At 71.0% G+C, this 15172-nt stretch carries 16 protein-coding genes; 7 read left to right on the forward strand and 9 right to left on the reverse strand.

All coding sequences use genetic code 11. The annotated features are described in order from the left end of the window. Positions 1–19: 19 nt before the first annotated feature. Positions 20–439 carry a YciI family protein gene (locus tag ABIA35_RS29445; protein ID WP_370342187.1) on the reverse strand — a complete coding sequence of 140 codons (420 nt, stop codon included), beginning with the start codon at positions 437–439 and terminating at the stop codon, positions 20–22. A 170-nt stretch (positions 440–609) separates the two neighbouring features. On the opposite strand from ABIA35_RS29445, the gene ABIA35_RS29450 reads away from it, so the two are divergent. Then, positions 610–1365: a DUF899 family protein gene (locus ABIA35_RS29450; RefSeq protein ID WP_370342186.1), complete on the forward strand. Its 756-nt coding sequence runs from the start codon at positions 610–612 to the stop codon at positions 1363–1365. A gap of 148 nt (positions 1366–1513) precedes the next feature. Next, on the forward strand, positions 1514–1969 hold the full coding sequence (locus tag ABIA35_RS29455; protein WP_370342185.1) for a lectin: 456 nt from the start codon (positions 1514–1516) through the stop codon (positions 1967–1969). A gap of 69 nt (positions 1970–2038) precedes the next feature. Here the strand turns inward: ABIA35_RS29455 and ABIA35_RS29460 are convergent, their stop codons facing one another. After that, entirely contained in the window at positions 2039–2518 is a 480-nt protein-coding gene (locus ABIA35_RS29460; protein WP_370359996.1) for a cupin domain-containing protein, read from the reverse strand. Between the two features lie 112 nt (positions 2519–2630). On the opposite strand from ABIA35_RS29460, the gene ABIA35_RS29465 reads away from it, so the two are divergent. Further along, on the forward strand, positions 2631–4226 hold the full coding sequence (locus tag ABIA35_RS29465) for a serine/threonine-protein kinase (protein WP_370342182.1): 1596 nt from the start codon (positions 2631–2633) through the stop codon (positions 4224–4226). Positions 4227–4325: 99 nt separating this feature from the next. On the opposite strand, the gene ABIA35_RS29470 is transcribed toward ABIA35_RS29465, so the two are convergent. From ABIA35_RS29470 to ABIA35_RS29480, 3 genes are read right to left on the reverse strand one after another with little or no spacing between them, the layout of a single operon-like run. Next, the gene (locus ABIA35_RS29470) at positions 4326–5468 is read right to left on the reverse strand and encodes a prenyltransferase (protein ID WP_370359997.1); all 1143 of its coding nucleotides are present in this window, start codon (positions 5466–5468) and stop codon (positions 4326–4328) included. Continuing rightward, positions 5465–6178: a class I SAM-dependent methyltransferase gene (locus ABIA35_RS29475; protein WP_370342179.1), complete on the reverse strand. Its 714-nt coding sequence runs from the start codon at positions 6176–6178 to the stop codon at positions 5465–5467. The genes ABIA35_RS29470 and ABIA35_RS29475 overlap by 4 nt, the downstream gene beginning before the upstream one ends. A 1-nt stretch (position 6179) precedes the next feature. Further along, entirely contained in the window at positions 6180–7502 is a 1323-nt protein-coding gene (locus ABIA35_RS29480) for a glycosyltransferase family 4 protein (protein ID WP_370342376.1), read from the reverse strand. A gap of 258 nt (positions 7503–7760) precedes the next feature. On the opposite strand from ABIA35_RS29480, the gene ABIA35_RS29485 reads away from it, so the two are divergent. Continuing rightward, positions 7761–8399 (forward strand): TetR family transcriptional regulator, encoded by a 639-nt coding sequence (locus ABIA35_RS29485; protein WP_370359999.1) that lies wholly within the window; start codon positions 7761–7763, stop codon positions 8397–8399. 38 nt (positions 8400–8437) lie between these two features. Here ABIA35_RS29485 and ABIA35_RS29490 read toward each other — a convergent pair whose 3' ends face one another. From ABIA35_RS29490 to ABIA35_RS29505, 4 genes are all read right to left on the reverse strand, one after another. Continuing rightward, positions 8438–9421 (reverse strand): small ribosomal subunit Rsm22 family protein, encoded by a 984-nt coding sequence (locus ABIA35_RS29490; RefSeq protein ID WP_370360000.1) that lies wholly within the window; start codon positions 9419–9421, stop codon positions 8438–8440. Between the two features lie 97 nt (positions 9422–9518). Continuing rightward, positions 9519–10460, reverse strand: coding sequence for a GNAT family N-acetyltransferase (locus tag ABIA35_RS29495; protein WP_370342175.1), 942 nt, complete (start codon positions 10458–10460; stop codon positions 9519–9521). Between the two features lie 94 nt (positions 10461–10554). Beyond that, positions 10555–10809 (reverse strand): ferredoxin, encoded by a 255-nt coding sequence (locus ABIA35_RS29500; protein ID WP_370342174.1) that lies wholly within the window; start codon positions 10807–10809, stop codon positions 10555–10557. A gap of 3 nt (positions 10810–10812) precedes the next feature. Beyond that, positions 10813–12279, reverse strand: coding sequence for an aldehyde dehydrogenase (locus ABIA35_RS29505; protein WP_370342173.1), 1467 nt, complete (start codon positions 12277–12279; stop codon positions 10813–10815). Positions 12280–12479: 200 nt separating this feature from the next. Here ABIA35_RS29505 and ABIA35_RS29510 point away from each other — a divergent pair, with 200 nt between their 5' ends. The 3 genes from ABIA35_RS29510 to ABIA35_RS29520 all read left to right on the forward strand — a co-directional run bounded on the left by ABIA35_RS29510 (position 12480) and on the right by ABIA35_RS29520 (position 14611). Then, positions 12480–13484 (forward strand): MBL fold metallo-hydrolase, encoded by a 1005-nt coding sequence (locus ABIA35_RS29510; RefSeq protein ID WP_370342172.1) that lies wholly within the window; start codon positions 12480–12482, stop codon positions 13482–13484. Positions 13485–13543: 59 nt separating this feature from the next. Next, positions 13544–14071, forward strand: coding sequence for an NUDIX domain-containing protein (locus tag ABIA35_RS29515; protein WP_370342170.1), 528 nt, complete (start codon positions 13544–13546; stop codon positions 14069–14071). 330 nt (positions 14072–14401) lie between these two features. Next, the gene (locus ABIA35_RS29520) at positions 14402–14611 is read left to right on the forward strand and encodes a cold-shock protein (RefSeq protein WP_012786341.1); all 210 of its coding nucleotides are present in this window, start codon (positions 14402–14404) and stop codon (positions 14609–14611) included. Positions 14612–15172 lie beyond the last annotated feature (561 nt).

Genomic DNA, 15172 nt, shown 5'->3' on the forward strand with positions numbered 1-15172 from the left:
GCCCGATCGCCGGCCCCGCTCAGAGCTGCCCGGTGGCCTCGCGCCACGCGCGCTCCTTCGTGATCCACTCGTTGTCCTGGGGCATCTCGTCGATGGTCGTCACCCGGCGGATCTCGGTCTTGAAGCCGGGGCCGGTGATCGGCGAGCGCTTGGCCCACTCCACCGCTTCCTGCTTGGAGGCCACGTTGAGGATGTAGAAGCCGTTGAACAGCTCCTTGGTCTCACCGTAGGGGCCGTCGGTGACCACCGGGGGCTCCGAGGAGTAGTCGACGACGACCGAGTCCTGCGGGTCGGCCAGGCCCTCGGCGGCCAGCAGGACGCCGGCGCGGATCAGCTCGTCGTTGAACCTGCCGACGGTGGCGATCATCTCGCTGAAGTCGGCGGTGCCCATGGACTCCAGGGCCTTGTCGTCGGCGCGGAAGATCAGCATGTACTTCATGGTCGGTCTCCTTCGGCTCGCGGACCCCGGTCGGGGCCGCTCTCATCCCTGGGTCGAACGGGCTGTGCCGCGGATCGACAACTGGCCACACTTTAGGCGATGAATTCGGCCGCCCCCGATCGTCTACATCTTTCGGGGCACCACCGCCCCCGCACCGATCCGGAGGCACCATGACCGAGAAGTCCGAGCAGCCCGAGAAGTCCGAGCAGCCCGAGCAGAACGCCCCGCTCCCGCCGATCACCGACCGCCAGAGCTGGCAGGCGCGCCTCGACGAGCTCGCCGTCCGCGAGAAGGCGCACACCCGCGAGGGCGACAAGCTCGCCGCCGAGCGCCGCCGGCTGCCGATGGTCGAGGTGGACGCCTCGGTCACGGTCGTCGGCCAGAAGGGGGCGGTCCCGCTGCTCGACGTGTTCGAGGGCCGGCGCATGCTCACCGTGTACTACGCCATGTGGCACGACGACCGCACCACCAAGGACCAGTGCGAGGGCTGCACCTTCTTCACCGCCGAGGTCCGCGAGCTGTCCTACCTGCACTCCCGCGACGTCAGCTACGCGATCTTCTCCCAGGGCCCGTACGAGCAGAGCCGCGCCTACCACGACTTCCTGGGCTGGGACGTCCCCTGGTACTCCGCGCGCGACTCCGCCGAGCAGCTGCTGGCCGGCCGCTTCTTCGGCATGCGCGTCAGCTACCTGCGCCGGGGCGACCAGGTGTTCGAGACCTACTGGACCACCGGGCGCGGCGTGGAGCGCGCGGCGCCGAGCTACGCGATCCTGGACGAGACCGCCTACGGCCGGCAGGAGACGTGGGAGGACTCGCCGGAGGGCTGGCCCCGGGGGTTCGGCGTCACCGGCGAGCAGTTCCGGGTCGAGGGGCGGCCGACGGCCCAGTGGGTGCAGCTCGGCGCCGGAAAGAAGGACCCGTTCTAAGCTTCCGCTGGTAGAGCCCTGTTTCCCGTTTCCTGATCAGGCGAGAAACAGGCAACACCTGAAGTTCTCCGGGAAGTCCGGCGATACCGGTAGGGACCGTTCCACCTCGGATTGTCCCCGCCAGTCGGGCTTCCCAGAAGGAGATCGTATGAGGATCGCCTCCGCGCAGCGCCGCGCCGGCGTCGCCTTCGCCGTCGCGGCCGTGGCCCTGCTCGCCGCCGCGGCCCCGGCGTCCGCCGACACCGGCGGCAAAATCCAGCCGGGGACGCCGGCCGTCACAGCCGGGCCGGCCAGCGCGGCGGACTCCGTCCTGTGCGTCAGCACCAGCGGCAAGGCCACCTTCGTCTGGCAGTCCGACGGCAACCTCGTCGACTACGACGAGACCGGCGTCGCCCGCTGGGCCTCGAACACCGCCGGCCGCGGCGCGTCCTACGTCCCGCTGCAGACCGACGGCAACTCCGTCATCTACGACGCCGCCGGGAACCCGATCTGGACGTCGGACACCGCGGGCCACCCGAACGACTACCTGATCTGCCAGGACGACGGCAACGTGGTCATCACCGACGGCTCCACGCCGCTGTGGGCCACCATGACGCAGCACTGAGGCCCCCCGGTATGGCCCGTTGGCCCGTTGGCCCGACGGCCCGGGACGCGTGGAGGACTGAGCCGGAGCTCAGTCCTTCACGTTGTACTGGTCGTGCTCCAGGAAGAACGCCTCACCCATCGTGTTCTGCATCCCCTCGACCAGGCCGCGGAAGTAGTTCTCGCGCGGCGCGCCGGGGGCGAACATCAGCAGCATCGAGGCCGGCTCGCCGGACTCGTTGCGGAACGCGTGCAGCCCGCCGGGCGGGACGAACAGGTAGTCCCCCGGTGTGGCCTCCACCCACTTCTCACCGTTGAACAGCCGCACGGTGCCTTTCAGGACGAAGAAGGCCTCGCTCATCGTCTTGTGGAAGTGCGTACCCGGGCCGCTGGGCGCCGCGGCGAAGTCCCAGCGGTAGAGCCCGTACAAGCCGTCGGAGCTGTCCGAGGTCGACAGCAGGCTGCAGGTCCCGCCGGAGGCGAAGGTGATCTCGGGCTCGGCGCCGGCCGGCCGGAACGTGGCACTGACCTCGCCGGTGTCGGCGAAATAACGCGGGTCCGGGTAGGACATGGACGCATTCCTTCCTGAGTACTTCGACGGATGTGATCAACACGCCGCTTCCGTAGTCTGTCCGATGTCGGAATCACAGGCGACCCGGGGGCTTTCATGAAGAGTGCAGATCATGGCTGACGCAGCACAACCAGGACGCCTGGTCGGCGGCCGGTACCGCCTCGTGGACCGGTTGGGCGCCGGCGGTCAGGGCCGCGTGTGGCGGGCCCACGACCAGACGCTGGGCATCGACGTGGCCGTCAAGGAGGTCTCGCTGCCCTTCATGCTCTCCGACGCGCAGCTGGCCGAGCGGCTGCGCCGGGCCGAGCGCGAGGCCCGCAACACGGTCCGGCTGCGCGACCAGCCGGGCATCGTGACCGTGCACGACGTCGTGATCGACGACGACGCGCCGTGGATCGTGATGCAGCTGGTGTCCGGCCGCTCGCTGGACGAGCACCTGACCGAGCACGGCCCGCTGAGCGTGGAGAACACCGCGAAGGTGGCCGACACGATGCTGCGCGCCCTGTCCGCCGCGCACGCCGCCGGGATCGTGCACCGCGACGTGAAGCCGGCGAACGTGCTGCTCGCCGACGACGGCCGGGTCCTGCTCACCGACTTCGGCATCGCCCAGCACGAGGACGACAGCTCCCTGACGATGACCGGCGCGGTCATCGGCTCGGCGGAGTACCTGGCGCCCGAGCGCGCCCGCGCCCAGGAGGCCGGCCCGCCCTCGGACCTGTTCTCCCTGGGCGTCACGCTGTACCAGGCGGTCGAGGGCATCTCGCCTTTCCGCCGCGACTCGCCCACGGCGACGCTGACGGCGGTCCTGTTCGAACAGCCCAAGCCGCCGAAGAGCGCCGGGCGCCTGACCGGCCTGCTGGCCGCGCTGCTGGCCAAGGAGCCGGGGCAGCGGCCGTCGATCCCGGCGGCGCTGGCGATGCTGAACGACAGGAACGCCGAGGGCTCGGGCCCGGCCGTCACGCAGGCCGCGGCACCGGTCCCGCCCGCCCCGGTGGAACCGCCCACGCTCGAGCTGACGCACCAGCCGAACCTGGCCCGCACCGCGCCCTACCTGCCGGGACCACAGCAGCCGCACCAGCCGCCGCCGTATCTGGCCACCCAGTCCCTGAACCCGCCCCCGCCGCCGAAGAAGAACAACGCGCCGAAGGTCGTCCTGGCGGTGGCGGCGGTCGTGGTCGTGGCGGCGCTGGCGACCCTCGGCGCCACGCAGCTGGGACACCACGGCACGCCGCAGGCCGGGCCGACCACGACGACGGACTCCTCCAGCACCGCGCCCACCGGCACGCCGGACTCCTCCGCGACGACGGACACGACGACGCCGACCAGCCCGGACTCCCTGGACACGGACACCGACACGGACACCGACACCCAGGACACGTCCACGACCAGCTCCCCGCCGAGTCCGGACGGCGTCAAAGCCGGCTGCACCGAGGCCCTCGACGACCTCAAGGCCTTCAACGCCGCCGACCCGGCGGCCAACGGCGGCAAGGACTTCCAGATAGCGGCCGACCACGACCTGGCCGACAAGCTGTCCGCCGACGCCGCCAAGGCCACCGACCCGGCGGTGAAGACGGCGATCCAGGCCGAGGCGGACAGCTGGAACACGTTCGCGAACGACTATCAGAACAACGACACCGCGGGGATGCAGAAGACGATTCCGGAGACGACCAAGGACATCAACGCGGTGAACTCGGCCTGCAACAGTTGAGGCGGTGCGGCGGGCCTCGTCGCCGGCGAGTGAGCTGACTCGCCGCACGGCCTGAGCGGGCACTCCGGCTCGCTCAGGCGACGCACGCCATCTCGCGCGTCAGGCCGCGACACACTCCGCGACCGAGCACGCGACCGGCATCCCCTCGGGCAGCCCGTCCCCGCCGAACACCGCGACCGTCGCCTTGTCCTCGGCGAGCACCGCGAGCGCCAACAGCAGCGCGCCGGCCGTCCAGGCCGTCTTCTCCGGAGGCCAGACCGCGGGCTGGTTCCCGTCCTTGTCCGCCTCGTAGGCATAGCCGGTCCAGTACAGACCGTCGGCCTCGTCCCGCAGATGCTGGATGTCGCGCAGCAAGGTCCGCGCGCGCTCCGCGTCGCCGATCGCCCACAACGCCAGCGCCAGCTCGCAGGTCTCGCCGCCGGTCACCCACGGGTTCGTCGAGACGCAGCGCACGCCGAGGCCCGGCACCACGAAGCGGTCCCAGCCCTCTGCGATCCGCTCGTCCGCCGCCTCGCCGCGCAACGCCGTCCCGAGCACCGGGTAGTACCAGTCCATCGAGTACGTGCCCTTGTCCGCGAAGCGCTCCGGGTGCGCGGCCAGCGCGTGCCCCAGGCGGCCGCAGGCCAGCTCCCAGTCCGGGCGGGCGCGCCCGAGCCGCTCGGCGACGGCCAGCGCGCAGCGCAGTGCCTGGTACATCGACGAGCAGCCGGTCAGCAGCGCCTCGTCAGCCTCGCGCCCCTGCTCGTCACGGCACCACACGATCTCGCCGCCGGGGGTCTGCAGGCTCAGGACGAAGTCCGTGGCCCGGCACACCGGCTGCCACATCGCGGCCAGGAAGTCCTCGTCGCCGGTGGCCAGCCAGTGGTGCCAGACGCCGACCGCTATGTAGGCGGTGAAGTTGGTCTCGCACAACCGGTTGGCCGGCTCGGCGATGCCCTCCGGGGCGTCGGCGTACGCCGCGTACCAGGAGCCGTCAGTGTTCTGCGACGCCACCAGCCAGCGGTAGGCGGCCGCGGCGCGGTCGGGGAACCCGGCCACGTCCAGCGCCATCGCCGCCTCGATGTGGTCCCAGGGGTCCAGGTGGCCGCCGTGGAACCAGGGGATGGCGCCGTCGGGCCGCTGGAGCGCGGCTATCGCCTCGGCGGTGGTGCGGACCTGCGCGGCGCTGAGCACCCCTTCGCAGGCCAGCAGTCCGGCCGCGGCGGCGAGCCCTTCGGCCGTCGGTGCGGGCACCGGCGTCATGCGGCCGGCTTGTCCGCGTAGACGACCAGGCTCTTGCCGAGCACCGGGTTCAGCAGCGCCTCGCTGGCGCGGGTGAGGGCCGGGGCCTTGATGATGTCCCATTCCAGGAGCTTCTTGTACGCCTTCACCGGGGCGTTCTCGTTGTCGACCCCGACCGCGCACTTCAGCCACCAGTACGGCGCGTGCAGCGCGTGCGCGTGGTGCAGCTCGCGGGGGACCACGCCGGCGTCCCGCAGCTTGCCGACCATCTCGCGCCGCTTGTAGATCCGGATGTGGCCGCCCTCGACCTCGTGGTAGGCGTCGGACAGGGCCCAGCACACCTTCTCCGGGAACCACCGGGGCACCGTGATCGCCAGCCGGCCGCCGGGTTTGAGGACCCGGACCAGTTCGGACATCGCCAGCCGGTCGTCGGGCAGGTGTTCCAGGACCTCGGCGGCGACGATCGCGTCGAAGGTGCCGTCGGCGAACGGCAGGCCGTAGGCGGTGCCGCGCACCGCGATCCCGCCGGCCCCGGCCGGCACCTCGCCGGCCGCCTGCATCGCCGCGAACCACTTGGTCACCTCGGCGACCTCGTCCTGGCTGTAGTCCAGGGCGACCACGTCAGCCCCCTGACGCAGCAGCGCGAACGCGTGCCGGCCGAAGCCGCAGCCCATGTCCAGGACCTTCTCGCCCTTGGTGATCGGGAACTTCTCGAAGTCCACGGTGAGCACGTCAGACCCCTGCCTTTCTTCCACGACGGAGCCTGTCGGCGGCCATGCGGTCCCAGTCGACCGGGTCACGGCCGGCCTCGATGAGCGCCCGGTAGCGCTCGGCGGTGGCGATCGCGGCGGCGCGCCACGTGAACTTCTCCAGGACCCGCTCACGCGCCGCGGCACCCAGGCGGGCCCGCAGCTCCGCGTCCCCCAGCACCCGGGTCAGCGCGACGGCCAGCGCCGAGGGGTCGCCCGGCGGCACCGCGAGCGTGGTCTCGCCGTCCCGGCCGGCCACCTCGGGGATCGCGCCGCCGGTGGTGGACACCAGCGCGGCGCCGCAGGACATCGCCTCGACGGCGGGCAGCGAGAAACCCTCGTAGAGCGAGGGCACGCAGGCCACTTCGGCCGAGCGGATCAGATCGACGAGTTCGGCGTCGGAGATGCCGTGCACGAAGCGCACCGAGCCGCCCAGGCCCAGCCGCTCGATCGCCTTGGCGACGACGCCGTCCTCCTTGGCCTTGCCGACGACCACCAGATGCGCGTGCTCGGCCTCGACCCGGACCTTCGCCAGCGCCTCGACCAGCGGCAGCAGGCCCTTCAGCGGCACGTCCGCACTGGCCGTGGTGACGATCCGCCCGGGGACCTTGGCCACCGAGGCGTCCGGGGAGAAGGTGTCGGTGTCGGCGCCGATCGGGATGGTGCTGATGCGCCGCTGCGGGACACCGAGGTACTCCTCGATCTGCGCGGCGGAGGAGGACGAGACCGTGATGATCTCCGGCAGGCGCCGCGCGACGCGGGTCTGCATCGCGGTGAAGGCGTACCAGCGGCGCACCGAGGCGCGCTTGCCGTTGGTCGGCGCGGCGGCCAGTTCCAGCTCGCGGTCCACCTGGATCGGGTGGTGGACGGTGGCCAGCGTCGGGAAGCCCAGGCGCGGCATGCCCAGCAGGCCGTAGCCCAGGCACTGGTTGTCGTGGACCACGTCGAACTCGCCCTTGCGGCCGGACAGGTGGCGCAGCGCGCGCAGCGAGAAGGTGAGCGGCTCGGGGAACCCGGCGGTCCACATCGTCCCGACCTCCAGCAGGTCCACCCAGTCGCGGTACTCGCCGCGCTTGGGGGTGCGAAAGGGGTCGGGCTGGCGGTACAGGTCGAGGCTGGATATCTCGGTCAGCTTGACACCGGGCTCAGGATCGAGCACCGGATACGGCTGGCCGGCGAGGACCTCGACACTGTGGCCGAGCTTGGCGAGTTCGCGGGAGAGGTGCCGGACGTAGACGCCCTGGCCTCCGCAGAAGGGGTTTCCTTTGTACGCGAGCAAGGCTATGCGCAGCGCCTTGTCTGCCATGCTCATTCACCTCGCTCCGTAAGTCCGTGTCCCGCCTTCACGGCTTAGACGGCGTCACGAGCGGGTCAACGGAGCATAATCCGTGGCGCTAATCTAGAACAAGTTCCTACTAGCCCCGCGCCGCAGGTGGCAGAGTTGGTGCGTGACACAGTTCACAGACGGTTCACATCCGGCCACCACCGCGAACACCGTCCGTGAACCAACCCTGACCAGGTGCGGAACCGAGTGCCCAGAATTGATCGAGGTTGAGGAAAGCCCATGACGGTTGACGCGTCGGCAACGGCCGGCACCCCCGCTTCGGCGCCGTCGCCGGTCCCGGCCCTGACGGAGCGTCAGGAAGCCCGCCGCCAGCGCATCCTGCGCGCCACCCAGCAGCTCGCCGCCCGCGGCGGCTTCGACGCGGTGCAGATGCGCGAGGTCGCCGAGCTGTCGGAGGTGGCCCTGGGCACCCTCTACCGCTACTTCCCCTCGAAGATCCACCTGCTCGTGGCCACCATGCAGGACCAGCTGGAGCAGCTGCACGACCAGCTGCGCCGCAAGCCCCCGGTCAGCGCCGACCCGGGCGAGCGCGTGGCCGAGACCCTGATGCGCACCTTCAAGGCGCTGCAGCGCGAGCCGCACCTGGCCGAGGCCATGATGCGGGCCCTGACCTTCGCCGACCGCTCGGTCTCGGCCGAGGTGGACTCGGTGAACCGGCTGATCACCGACGTCATCGCCGACGCCATCCACTCCGGCCGGCCGCTGACCCGCGCCGAGCTCGCCGCGGTGCGCGTGGTGACCCACACCTGGCACTCGACGCTGATCACCTGGCTGTCGGGACGCGCGTCGATCTCGCAGGTGAAGGCGGACATCGACACGGCGTGCACGCTGGTCTCGCAGGCGGCCGCGGCCGAGTGAGGGCCTGAATGGCCTGGCTGGCCGACTGACCGGCCTGACTACCAGCTGTCGCCCCAGTCCGCGTCGCGCGCGGCCCGATACGTGTCGCCCTGGCGCTTGGAGACGAGTTCCTGAGCGACCGTCCCGTCGGGCCGGCAAAGCTGCATCATGACCAGCCCCTTGCGGATCTGCGGATGCCGCAGGATGCGCGCCTGCGCCTGTGCTTCCGCGACCGGCAGGCGCGTGGCCACCACGTAGGCGAACTTCTCGTCCTCGTACTGGAGATCCGCGCCCTTGAGACGGCGGTGCAGCGGCGAGCGGTGGATGCGCGAGGCGAAGTGGCACCAGTCGCGCGTTCCCAGCAACGGGCAGGCATCCGAGTGCGGACACGGGGCCGCGACGTGCAGTCCCATGCCGACCAACACGTCGCGCGCGGCCATGATCCGCTGGTAGCCGTCGGGCGTCCCGGGCTCGATCACGGCGATGGTCTGGGCATTCTTGGCGGAAGTGCCGACCAGCGCCTGCTGGGCGTCCGGCGCGAGCTCGCTGAGGACGTACGACACGGTCACCAGATCCGCACCGGGAACCTCCGCCGGGAAGCGCACCTGCCGCCATTCCGCGTGCCGCAGCGCGCCCGAGAACGCGTCACGGGCCAGTCCCCGGCCCAACTCGAGCGCCTCGGGTACTTGATCCAGGACGGTGATGTCCTTCAGCGACTCGCCGAACACCGCCGCGGCCGCCCATGCCGCGGCACCGGTGCCGCCGCCGACGTCCACCAAGCTCTGCGGTGCCAGATCCGGCACCCGCGCCGCCGCGGCGGCCAGCGCCGCACGCACCGCGCCCCATGTCGCCGGCATCCGGTAGGCGGCGTACGCGGCGGCGTCAATCCGGCCGGCGAGGATGGGACGGTCGGCACGCCCCGGCGTCCGGTAGCGGGCGATCAAGCGGTCGACCGACGCCTCCAGCTCCCGCAACGGGATGTCGGCGGTGGCGGCGTCGAGCGCTGCGGCGAGATCGGCGGGGAGATCGGCGGCGAGGTCCATGGCGGGTCCATCCTGCCATCCGGCGAATGCTGCTCCACGCATCGCCGGCGACAGCGCGCGCCGGAGGCCGGCGGGCGGTTAGCAGCCGGCCCGGCGACTACCCCAACTCCAGCACCCACTCCTGCTCCACCAAGTGGTGCCCCCACATCTGGACCGCCGCCTGGTGCACGATCTCGAAGCCCAGCGACCGGTAGATCCGGTGCGCCGCCGTCAGGCCGTCCACCGTGTACAGCGTCATCCGCCGGTATCCGGCCTTGCGCGCGAACTCCACGCACTCCTCGGCCAGCCGCCGTCCGACGCCCAGGCCCCGGGCCGCGGGGTCGACCAGCAGGATCCTGAGTTGCGCGGTGTCCACGCCGTCGTCGGTGGGCCGGCGCACGCAGGCCACGCAGCCCACGCGCCGGCCGGACACCTCGGCGACCCAGAACGCCTCGCGCTCCTCGTCGTGCGAGCTCGCGTAGTCCGCGACGATGCGGGCGACGTCGGCCTCGAAGGTCTCGTCGAAGGCTCGCTCGGTCGCGTACAGGGTCCCGTGGCGCTCCACCACCCAGCCGTAGTCGCCGGGCTGCGGCGCGCGCAGCGTCACGGGCCCGGCCGGCGTCTGGAAATCCAGCAGCGCGCCGATCTGCCCCATGGCCTCGACCATCCGCGCCCGGTCGCCCGCGCCCAGGCGCGAGAGCCAGGCCCCGACCTGCTCGCTGGAGCGTTCGTCGAGCCCTGAGAAGATCCCGTGCCCGCGCTCGGTGAGCTCCACGGTGCCGCGGCGCGCGTCGGCCGCGGCCCGCCGTTTGAGCACCAGTCCCTCGGTGTCGAAGCGGGCCAGGATGCGGCTCAGGTAGCCGGCGTCCAGACCGAGGTCCTCCCGGATCCGGGCGACGGTGGCGCCCTCGGGCCCGGCGTGCGCGATCTCGAAGAGGACCCGGACCTCGGTCAGGGTGTAAGGGCTCTTCAACAGCCCTTCCTCCAGGACGCCGATGACCTTCGTGTAGCTCCGGTTGAACGAACGGACGGCCGCCACCGCGGGCGCGAGATCCACCATGCCACCCATGCTAGGCAGCATCGTTTGACTGAGTCAATGACTCAGTCAAACAGTTTCGCGCGCCCACACACAGCTCAGGACCGCTCGGGACCGCTCAGTCCGCCGGCGGGAAGACCGCCAGCCCGCTCCCCTCCTCCACGATCGTGATCGCCTCCACCGGGCAGTTCTCCGCGGCGTCCAGCACCTCGTCGGAGGCCCCCAGCACCTCGTGCCGCGGACAAGCCTGCCGCGCCACGTCCAGCTCGAACGCCTCGGGCGAGCGCAGCACGCAGCCCCCGGAGCCGATGCACAAATCAGCATCGACAGTCACACGCCACTTGGTCTGTGCCGCCGCATCAATCTCTGACATACATCAAAACCCTTCAGGGGTATATCCATTCGGCAAGTGCACGGTCTTCGTCTCCAGATATGCCCTCAAGCCCTCGGGCCCGAACTCCCGGCCGATCCCCGACTGCTTGAACCCACCGAACGGGGAGTTGAACTCCATCCCGAAGGTGTTCACGCCATAATTCCCGGTCCGCACCCGCCGCGCCACAGAAAGTCCGTGTTCCACATCCGCGGACCACACCGACCCCGAGAGCCCGTAGTCCGAGTCGTTGGCGATCCGCACCGCGTCGGCCTCGTCCTCATACGGGATCATCGCGACGACCGGCCCGAAGATCTCCTCCTGCGCGATCACCATCCGGTTGTCGACGTCCGCGAACAGTGTCGGCTCGACGAACCAGCCCTTTGCGATCCCCGCCGGACGCCCGCCGCCGACGACCACCCGCGCGCCCTCGCCGACGCCCTTGGCGATATACGACTCCACGCGATCGCGCTGCCGCTCGGCGACCAGCGGACCGATCTGCGTCTCGGGATCCAGCGGATCACCGGTCTTCAGGCCCCTGACAGCCTCCGCCATGGCGTCGACGGTCTCGGCGTACCGGTCGCGATGCACCAGCACCCGCGTCTGCGCCACGCACGCCTGCCCGTTGTTCATGTACGAGTTCGGCAGCAGCCCGGGGATCGCAGTATCCAGATCCGCGTCCGGCAGGATGATCGCCGCGGACTTGCCGCCGAGTTCCAGCGTCACCCGCGTCAGGTTCGGCGTGGCCGCCGCCATGACCGCCTTGCCGCCGGCCGTGGACCCGGTGAAGGCGACCTTGTCCAGCCCGGGATGCGCGGCCAGATACGCGCTGTTCTCCCGGCCCGCCGGGACGATGTTCAGCACGCCCTCCGGCAGCCCGGCCTCGATGGCCATATCAGCCAGCAGATACGCGTCCAGGGCCGTCTCGGGCGAGGGCTTCACCACCACCGCGCAGCCGGTCACGAGCGCCGGGGCGATCTTGCTGACCGTGATGAACTGCGGCACGTTCCACGCCACGATCCCGGCCGCCACGCCCACCGGCTCGCTGCGCACCACCGTCGGCCCCAGCAGGCCCTGGCGCAGCTCCTCCCAGGGATAGCCGGCCGCCATGCCCAGGTAGTAGTCCCAGATCATGATCGGCGCCCACACCTGCGCCAGGATCGACCAGGAGTAGGGCGAGCCGGTCTCGGAGCTGATCAGCTTGGCCAGCTCGTCGGCGCGCGCCTCGTACCGGTTCCGGAGCCCGCGCAGGATCTCCACGCGCTCGGCCACGCTCATCCGCGGCCACGGGCCCTCGTCGAAGGCGCGGCGGGCGGCGCCGACGGCGCGGTCCATGTCCGCCGGCGACGCCTCGGGGGTGCGGCCGTGCACCTCCTCGGTGACCGGCGAGATCATCTCCAGCTTCGCGTCGGTCGCCGGGTCGACGTAGGAACCGCCGATGAACAGCTTCCCGTGCTCGGTCACGGTGCCCATGGGAGTGCCTCTCCGTGATACTGACAGGCCGTCAGAAGGCGGTCTGTTAGAACAGATACCAGTTCCGAGATGCAGGCTCAATGACCGTCTGGTCGCCCAGGGAACCCACGCTGACCCGGCCCCGCCCGAGCGAACCTTTCGCCTGGCTAACTAGTCATGAGAACGTGTTCCCACCATCGTTGACCCGAAGGAGCACCGCCATGACGGACGCCGCACCCGCCACCGCCGAGGCCCCCGGCGTCTGGTCGATCCGCGTCCCGTTCCCCGACAACCCCCTGGGTTACACGCTCGTCTACGCCCTGGAGACGACCGCTGGCGGCCCCGTACTGGTCGACGCGGGCTGGGACGACCCGGTCTCGCTGGCGGCCCTGGAGCGCGGCCTGGAGGCCGTCGGCAGCTCGGTGTCGGACGTGCGCGGCGTGCTGGTCACCCACCACCACCCCGACCACCACGGCCTGGCCGGGCGGATCAGGGAGCTCAGCGGCTGCTGGGTGGCGCTGCACGAGGAGGACGCGAAGGTCGTCGACATGGTCCGCACCGCCGACCGCGAGCCCTGGACCAAGCGCTACAAGGCTTTGCTGGAGCTGTGCGGGGCCCCGGCGGAGGCCGTGGCGAGCGCGGCGGCCGCGATCCCCTCCGGGGCCAAGCCGGCCGTGCCGGACGTGCTGATCGAGGACGGCGCGCTGATGGACGTCCCCGGACGCACGCTGCGCGCCGTCTGGACGCCCGGCCACTCCCCCGGGCACACCTGCTTCCACTTGGAGGACAGCGGGGCGCTGCTGACCGGCGACCACGTCCTGCCCGGCATCACCCCGGTGGTCACCGTCTACGACGACCACGTGGTCGGCACCTCCGACCCCCTGGGCGACTTCCTGGCCTCGCTGCGGAAGGTCTCGCGGCTGTCGACCACGCGCGCCCTGCCCGCGCACCGCGCGCCCTTCGACGACGTCGCCGGCCGCGCCGCGGAGATCGCCGAGCACCACGTCCGCCGCCTGGAGCAGATCGAGGGCCAGCTGGCCGCCGGGCCGAAGACGCTGTGGAGCATCACCGAGGGCATGGAGTGGAACAAGGGCTGGGAGCGCCTGGACACCTTCGCGCGGCATCTCGCCCTCGGCGAGGCCGGTTCGCACCTGCGGCACCTGGTGCTGACCGGGCGCGTCCGGCTGGCCTCCACCGAGCCCATCGAGTTCTCGCTCGCCGGCTGAGGCGCTCGCGGGGGAGGCGACGCTTCACCCCGTGAAGCGTCGGCGTACGCTGATGAACCATGCCGGTCCACAACTCGCACTGCTCCTACTGCGGCACCGCCTTCGCCGCCGACGCCGCCTGGCCGCGAGCCTGCGCGAACTGCGGCGAGACCACCTGGCTCAACCCGCTCCCGGTGGCCCTGGTGATGATGCCGATCATCGGCACCGACGGCCGGACCGGCCTGCTCACGGTGCGGCGCGGCATCGAGCCGCAGCTGGGCCAGATCGGCCTGCCCGGCGGCTTCATCGAGGAGGGCGAGAGCTGGCAGCAGGCGGCCGTCCGCGAGCTGTGGGAGGAGACCGGCCTGCGCGCCGAGGTGGAGGAGGTCGAGCTCGCCGACGTGCTCAGCGCCCCGCACTTCGTGATCCTGGTCTTCGGCCGGGTCAAGCCGCGCCCCATCGAGGACCTGGCGGGCCTGACCCCCGAGCGCGTGCAGGCGCTGTCCAACGGCGAGACCCAGGAACTGATCGTCGTCGACCACGCGCAGCCCTTGGCCTTCCCGCTGCACACCGAGATGAGCGATCGATTCTTCGCCGCTCTGGCCTGACCCGCCATGCGGGTTACCCCCGAACCGCGGCCCCCGACACCCCCGCCGACCACGCCCGGAGCCACCCCGAACCCCCGCCGACCACTGCCGGAACCCCGCCCGACCGAGTGGATCCGTCCGCCACGAGAGTGACGACACGACTCCCACCTTGCCGTTTCACCTATCGTCACGGAGCTGGTAGTGCTACCGTGACGCTCGGTCGCACTGGGCAGTCGGTTCATGAAGCACATCCGGACTCACTCCAAGCTCGACCGGTATCCGCGCGACAGGCGCAGGTACCCACCACCGGTCCCGCTCACAGCGGGAGTGATTTCCGAGGTAGAACGCAGCATGGCAACTGGCACGGTCAAGTGGTTCAACGGCGAGAAGGGCTACGGCTTCATCGCTCAGGACGGCGGCGGCCCGGACGTCTTCGTCCACTTCTCGGCCATCGAGGGCTCCGGTTACCGGAACCTCGAGGAGAACCAGCCGGTCGAGTTCGAGATCACCCAGGGCCCGAAGGGCCCGCAGGCGGAGAAGGTTCGGGCCCTCGCCCAGTAACCCGACCCAATCACTCACAGTGGCCCCCGCGACCTCGGTCGCGGGGGCTTCTCTGGCTAGACAGGTGTCCACACCCACAGGAGGGGTTGTGTTCCGGGTCCCCCGCCGCGTCGACGGGCGAAGCCAAGCTGGCCGGTCCGGTGGTGTCAAGCCGGGCGTTTCGCAACCACAAGCAGCGTGTGATCCGGCTTTACACCACCGGACCGGCCTGCTTCCGTCAGGCGGCGATGCGGCGGGGGACCCGGAACATGGCGACCACAAGCAGCACCGCCACCGCACCACACAGCGCCACCACGCACGAAAACAAAGCCGAACAGTCGCGGGCCGCCGGTTTCAGCAGGTCCGCAGGGGGCGCCCCCCGCTGTAGAGCACCCGCCGGAGGCACCCGCCTTTGATCTTAGGCACCCACCAAACGCGGCAGACGGCCGCCCGCATGACGCGTGCGCAGTGACTCGGACCGACGCGCGGTCTTGGATACGCGAACCGCCGGCCGCCAGCGCAAAACAAGTGGCTCAGCCGAACTGCGCCACCAGCGGATCCCGTAAACCATGCGCGAAGCCG

The sequence above is a fragment of the Catenulispora sp. MAP12-49 genome, from assembly GCF_041262705.1.
Classification (GTDB): domain Bacteria; phylum Actinomycetota; class Actinomycetes; order Streptomycetales; family Catenulisporaceae; genus Catenulispora.

Coding starts and splice junctions, on each gene's coding strand:
- ABIA35_RS29450 (WP_370342186.1), top strand. CDS start 610: ATGACCGAGAAGTCCGAGCAGCCCGAGAAGTCCGAGCAGCCCGAGCAG.
- ABIA35_RS29520 (WP_012786341.1), top strand. CDS start 14,402: ATGGCAACTGGCACGGTCAAGTGGTTCAACGGCGAGAAGGGCTACGGC.
- ABIA35_RS29495 (WP_370342175.1), bottom strand. CDS start 10,460: ATGGTGGATCTCGCGCCCGCGGTGGCGGCCGTCCGTTCGTTCAACCGG.
- ABIA35_RS29485 (WP_370359999.1), top strand. CDS start 7,761: ATGACGGTTGACGCGTCGGCAACGGCCGGCACCCCCGCTTCGGCGCCG.
- ABIA35_RS29455 (WP_370342185.1), top strand. CDS start 1,514: ATGAGGATCGCCTCCGCGCAGCGCCGCGCCGGCGTCGCCTTCGCCGTC.
- ABIA35_RS29480 (WP_370342376.1), bottom strand. CDS start 7,502: ATGGCAGACAAGGCGCTGCGCATAGCCTTGCTCGCGTACAAAGGAAAC.
- ABIA35_RS29465 (WP_370342182.1), top strand. CDS start 2,631: ATGGCTGACGCAGCACAACCAGGACGCCTGGTCGGCGGCCGGTACCGC.
- ABIA35_RS29460 (WP_370359996.1), bottom strand. CDS start 2,518: ATGTCCTACCCGGACCCGCGTTATTTCGCCGACACCGGCGAGGTCAGT.
- ABIA35_RS29490 (WP_370360000.1), bottom strand. CDS start 9,421: ATGGACCTCGCCGCCGATCTCCCCGCCGATCTCGCCGCAGCGCTCGAC.
- ABIA35_RS29505 (WP_370342173.1), bottom strand. CDS start 12,279: ATGGGCACCGTGACCGAGCACGGGAAGCTGTTCATCGGCGGTTCCTAC.
- ABIA35_RS29515 (WP_370342170.1), top strand. CDS start 13,544: ATGCCGGTCCACAACTCGCACTGCTCCTACTGCGGCACCGCCTTCGCC.
- ABIA35_RS29510 (WP_370342172.1), top strand. CDS start 12,480: ATGACGGACGCCGCACCCGCCACCGCCGAGGCCCCCGGCGTCTGGTCG.
- ABIA35_RS29445 (WP_370342187.1), bottom strand. CDS start 439: ATGAAGTACATGCTGATCTTCCGCGCCGACGACAAGGCCCTGGAGTCC.
- ABIA35_RS29470 (WP_370359997.1), bottom strand. CDS start 5,468: ATGACGCCGGTGCCCGCACCGACGGCCGAAGGGCTCGCCGCCGCGGCC.
- ABIA35_RS29500 (WP_370342174.1), bottom strand. CDS start 10,809: ATGTCAGAGATTGATGCGGCGGCACAGACCAAGTGGCGTGTGACTGTC.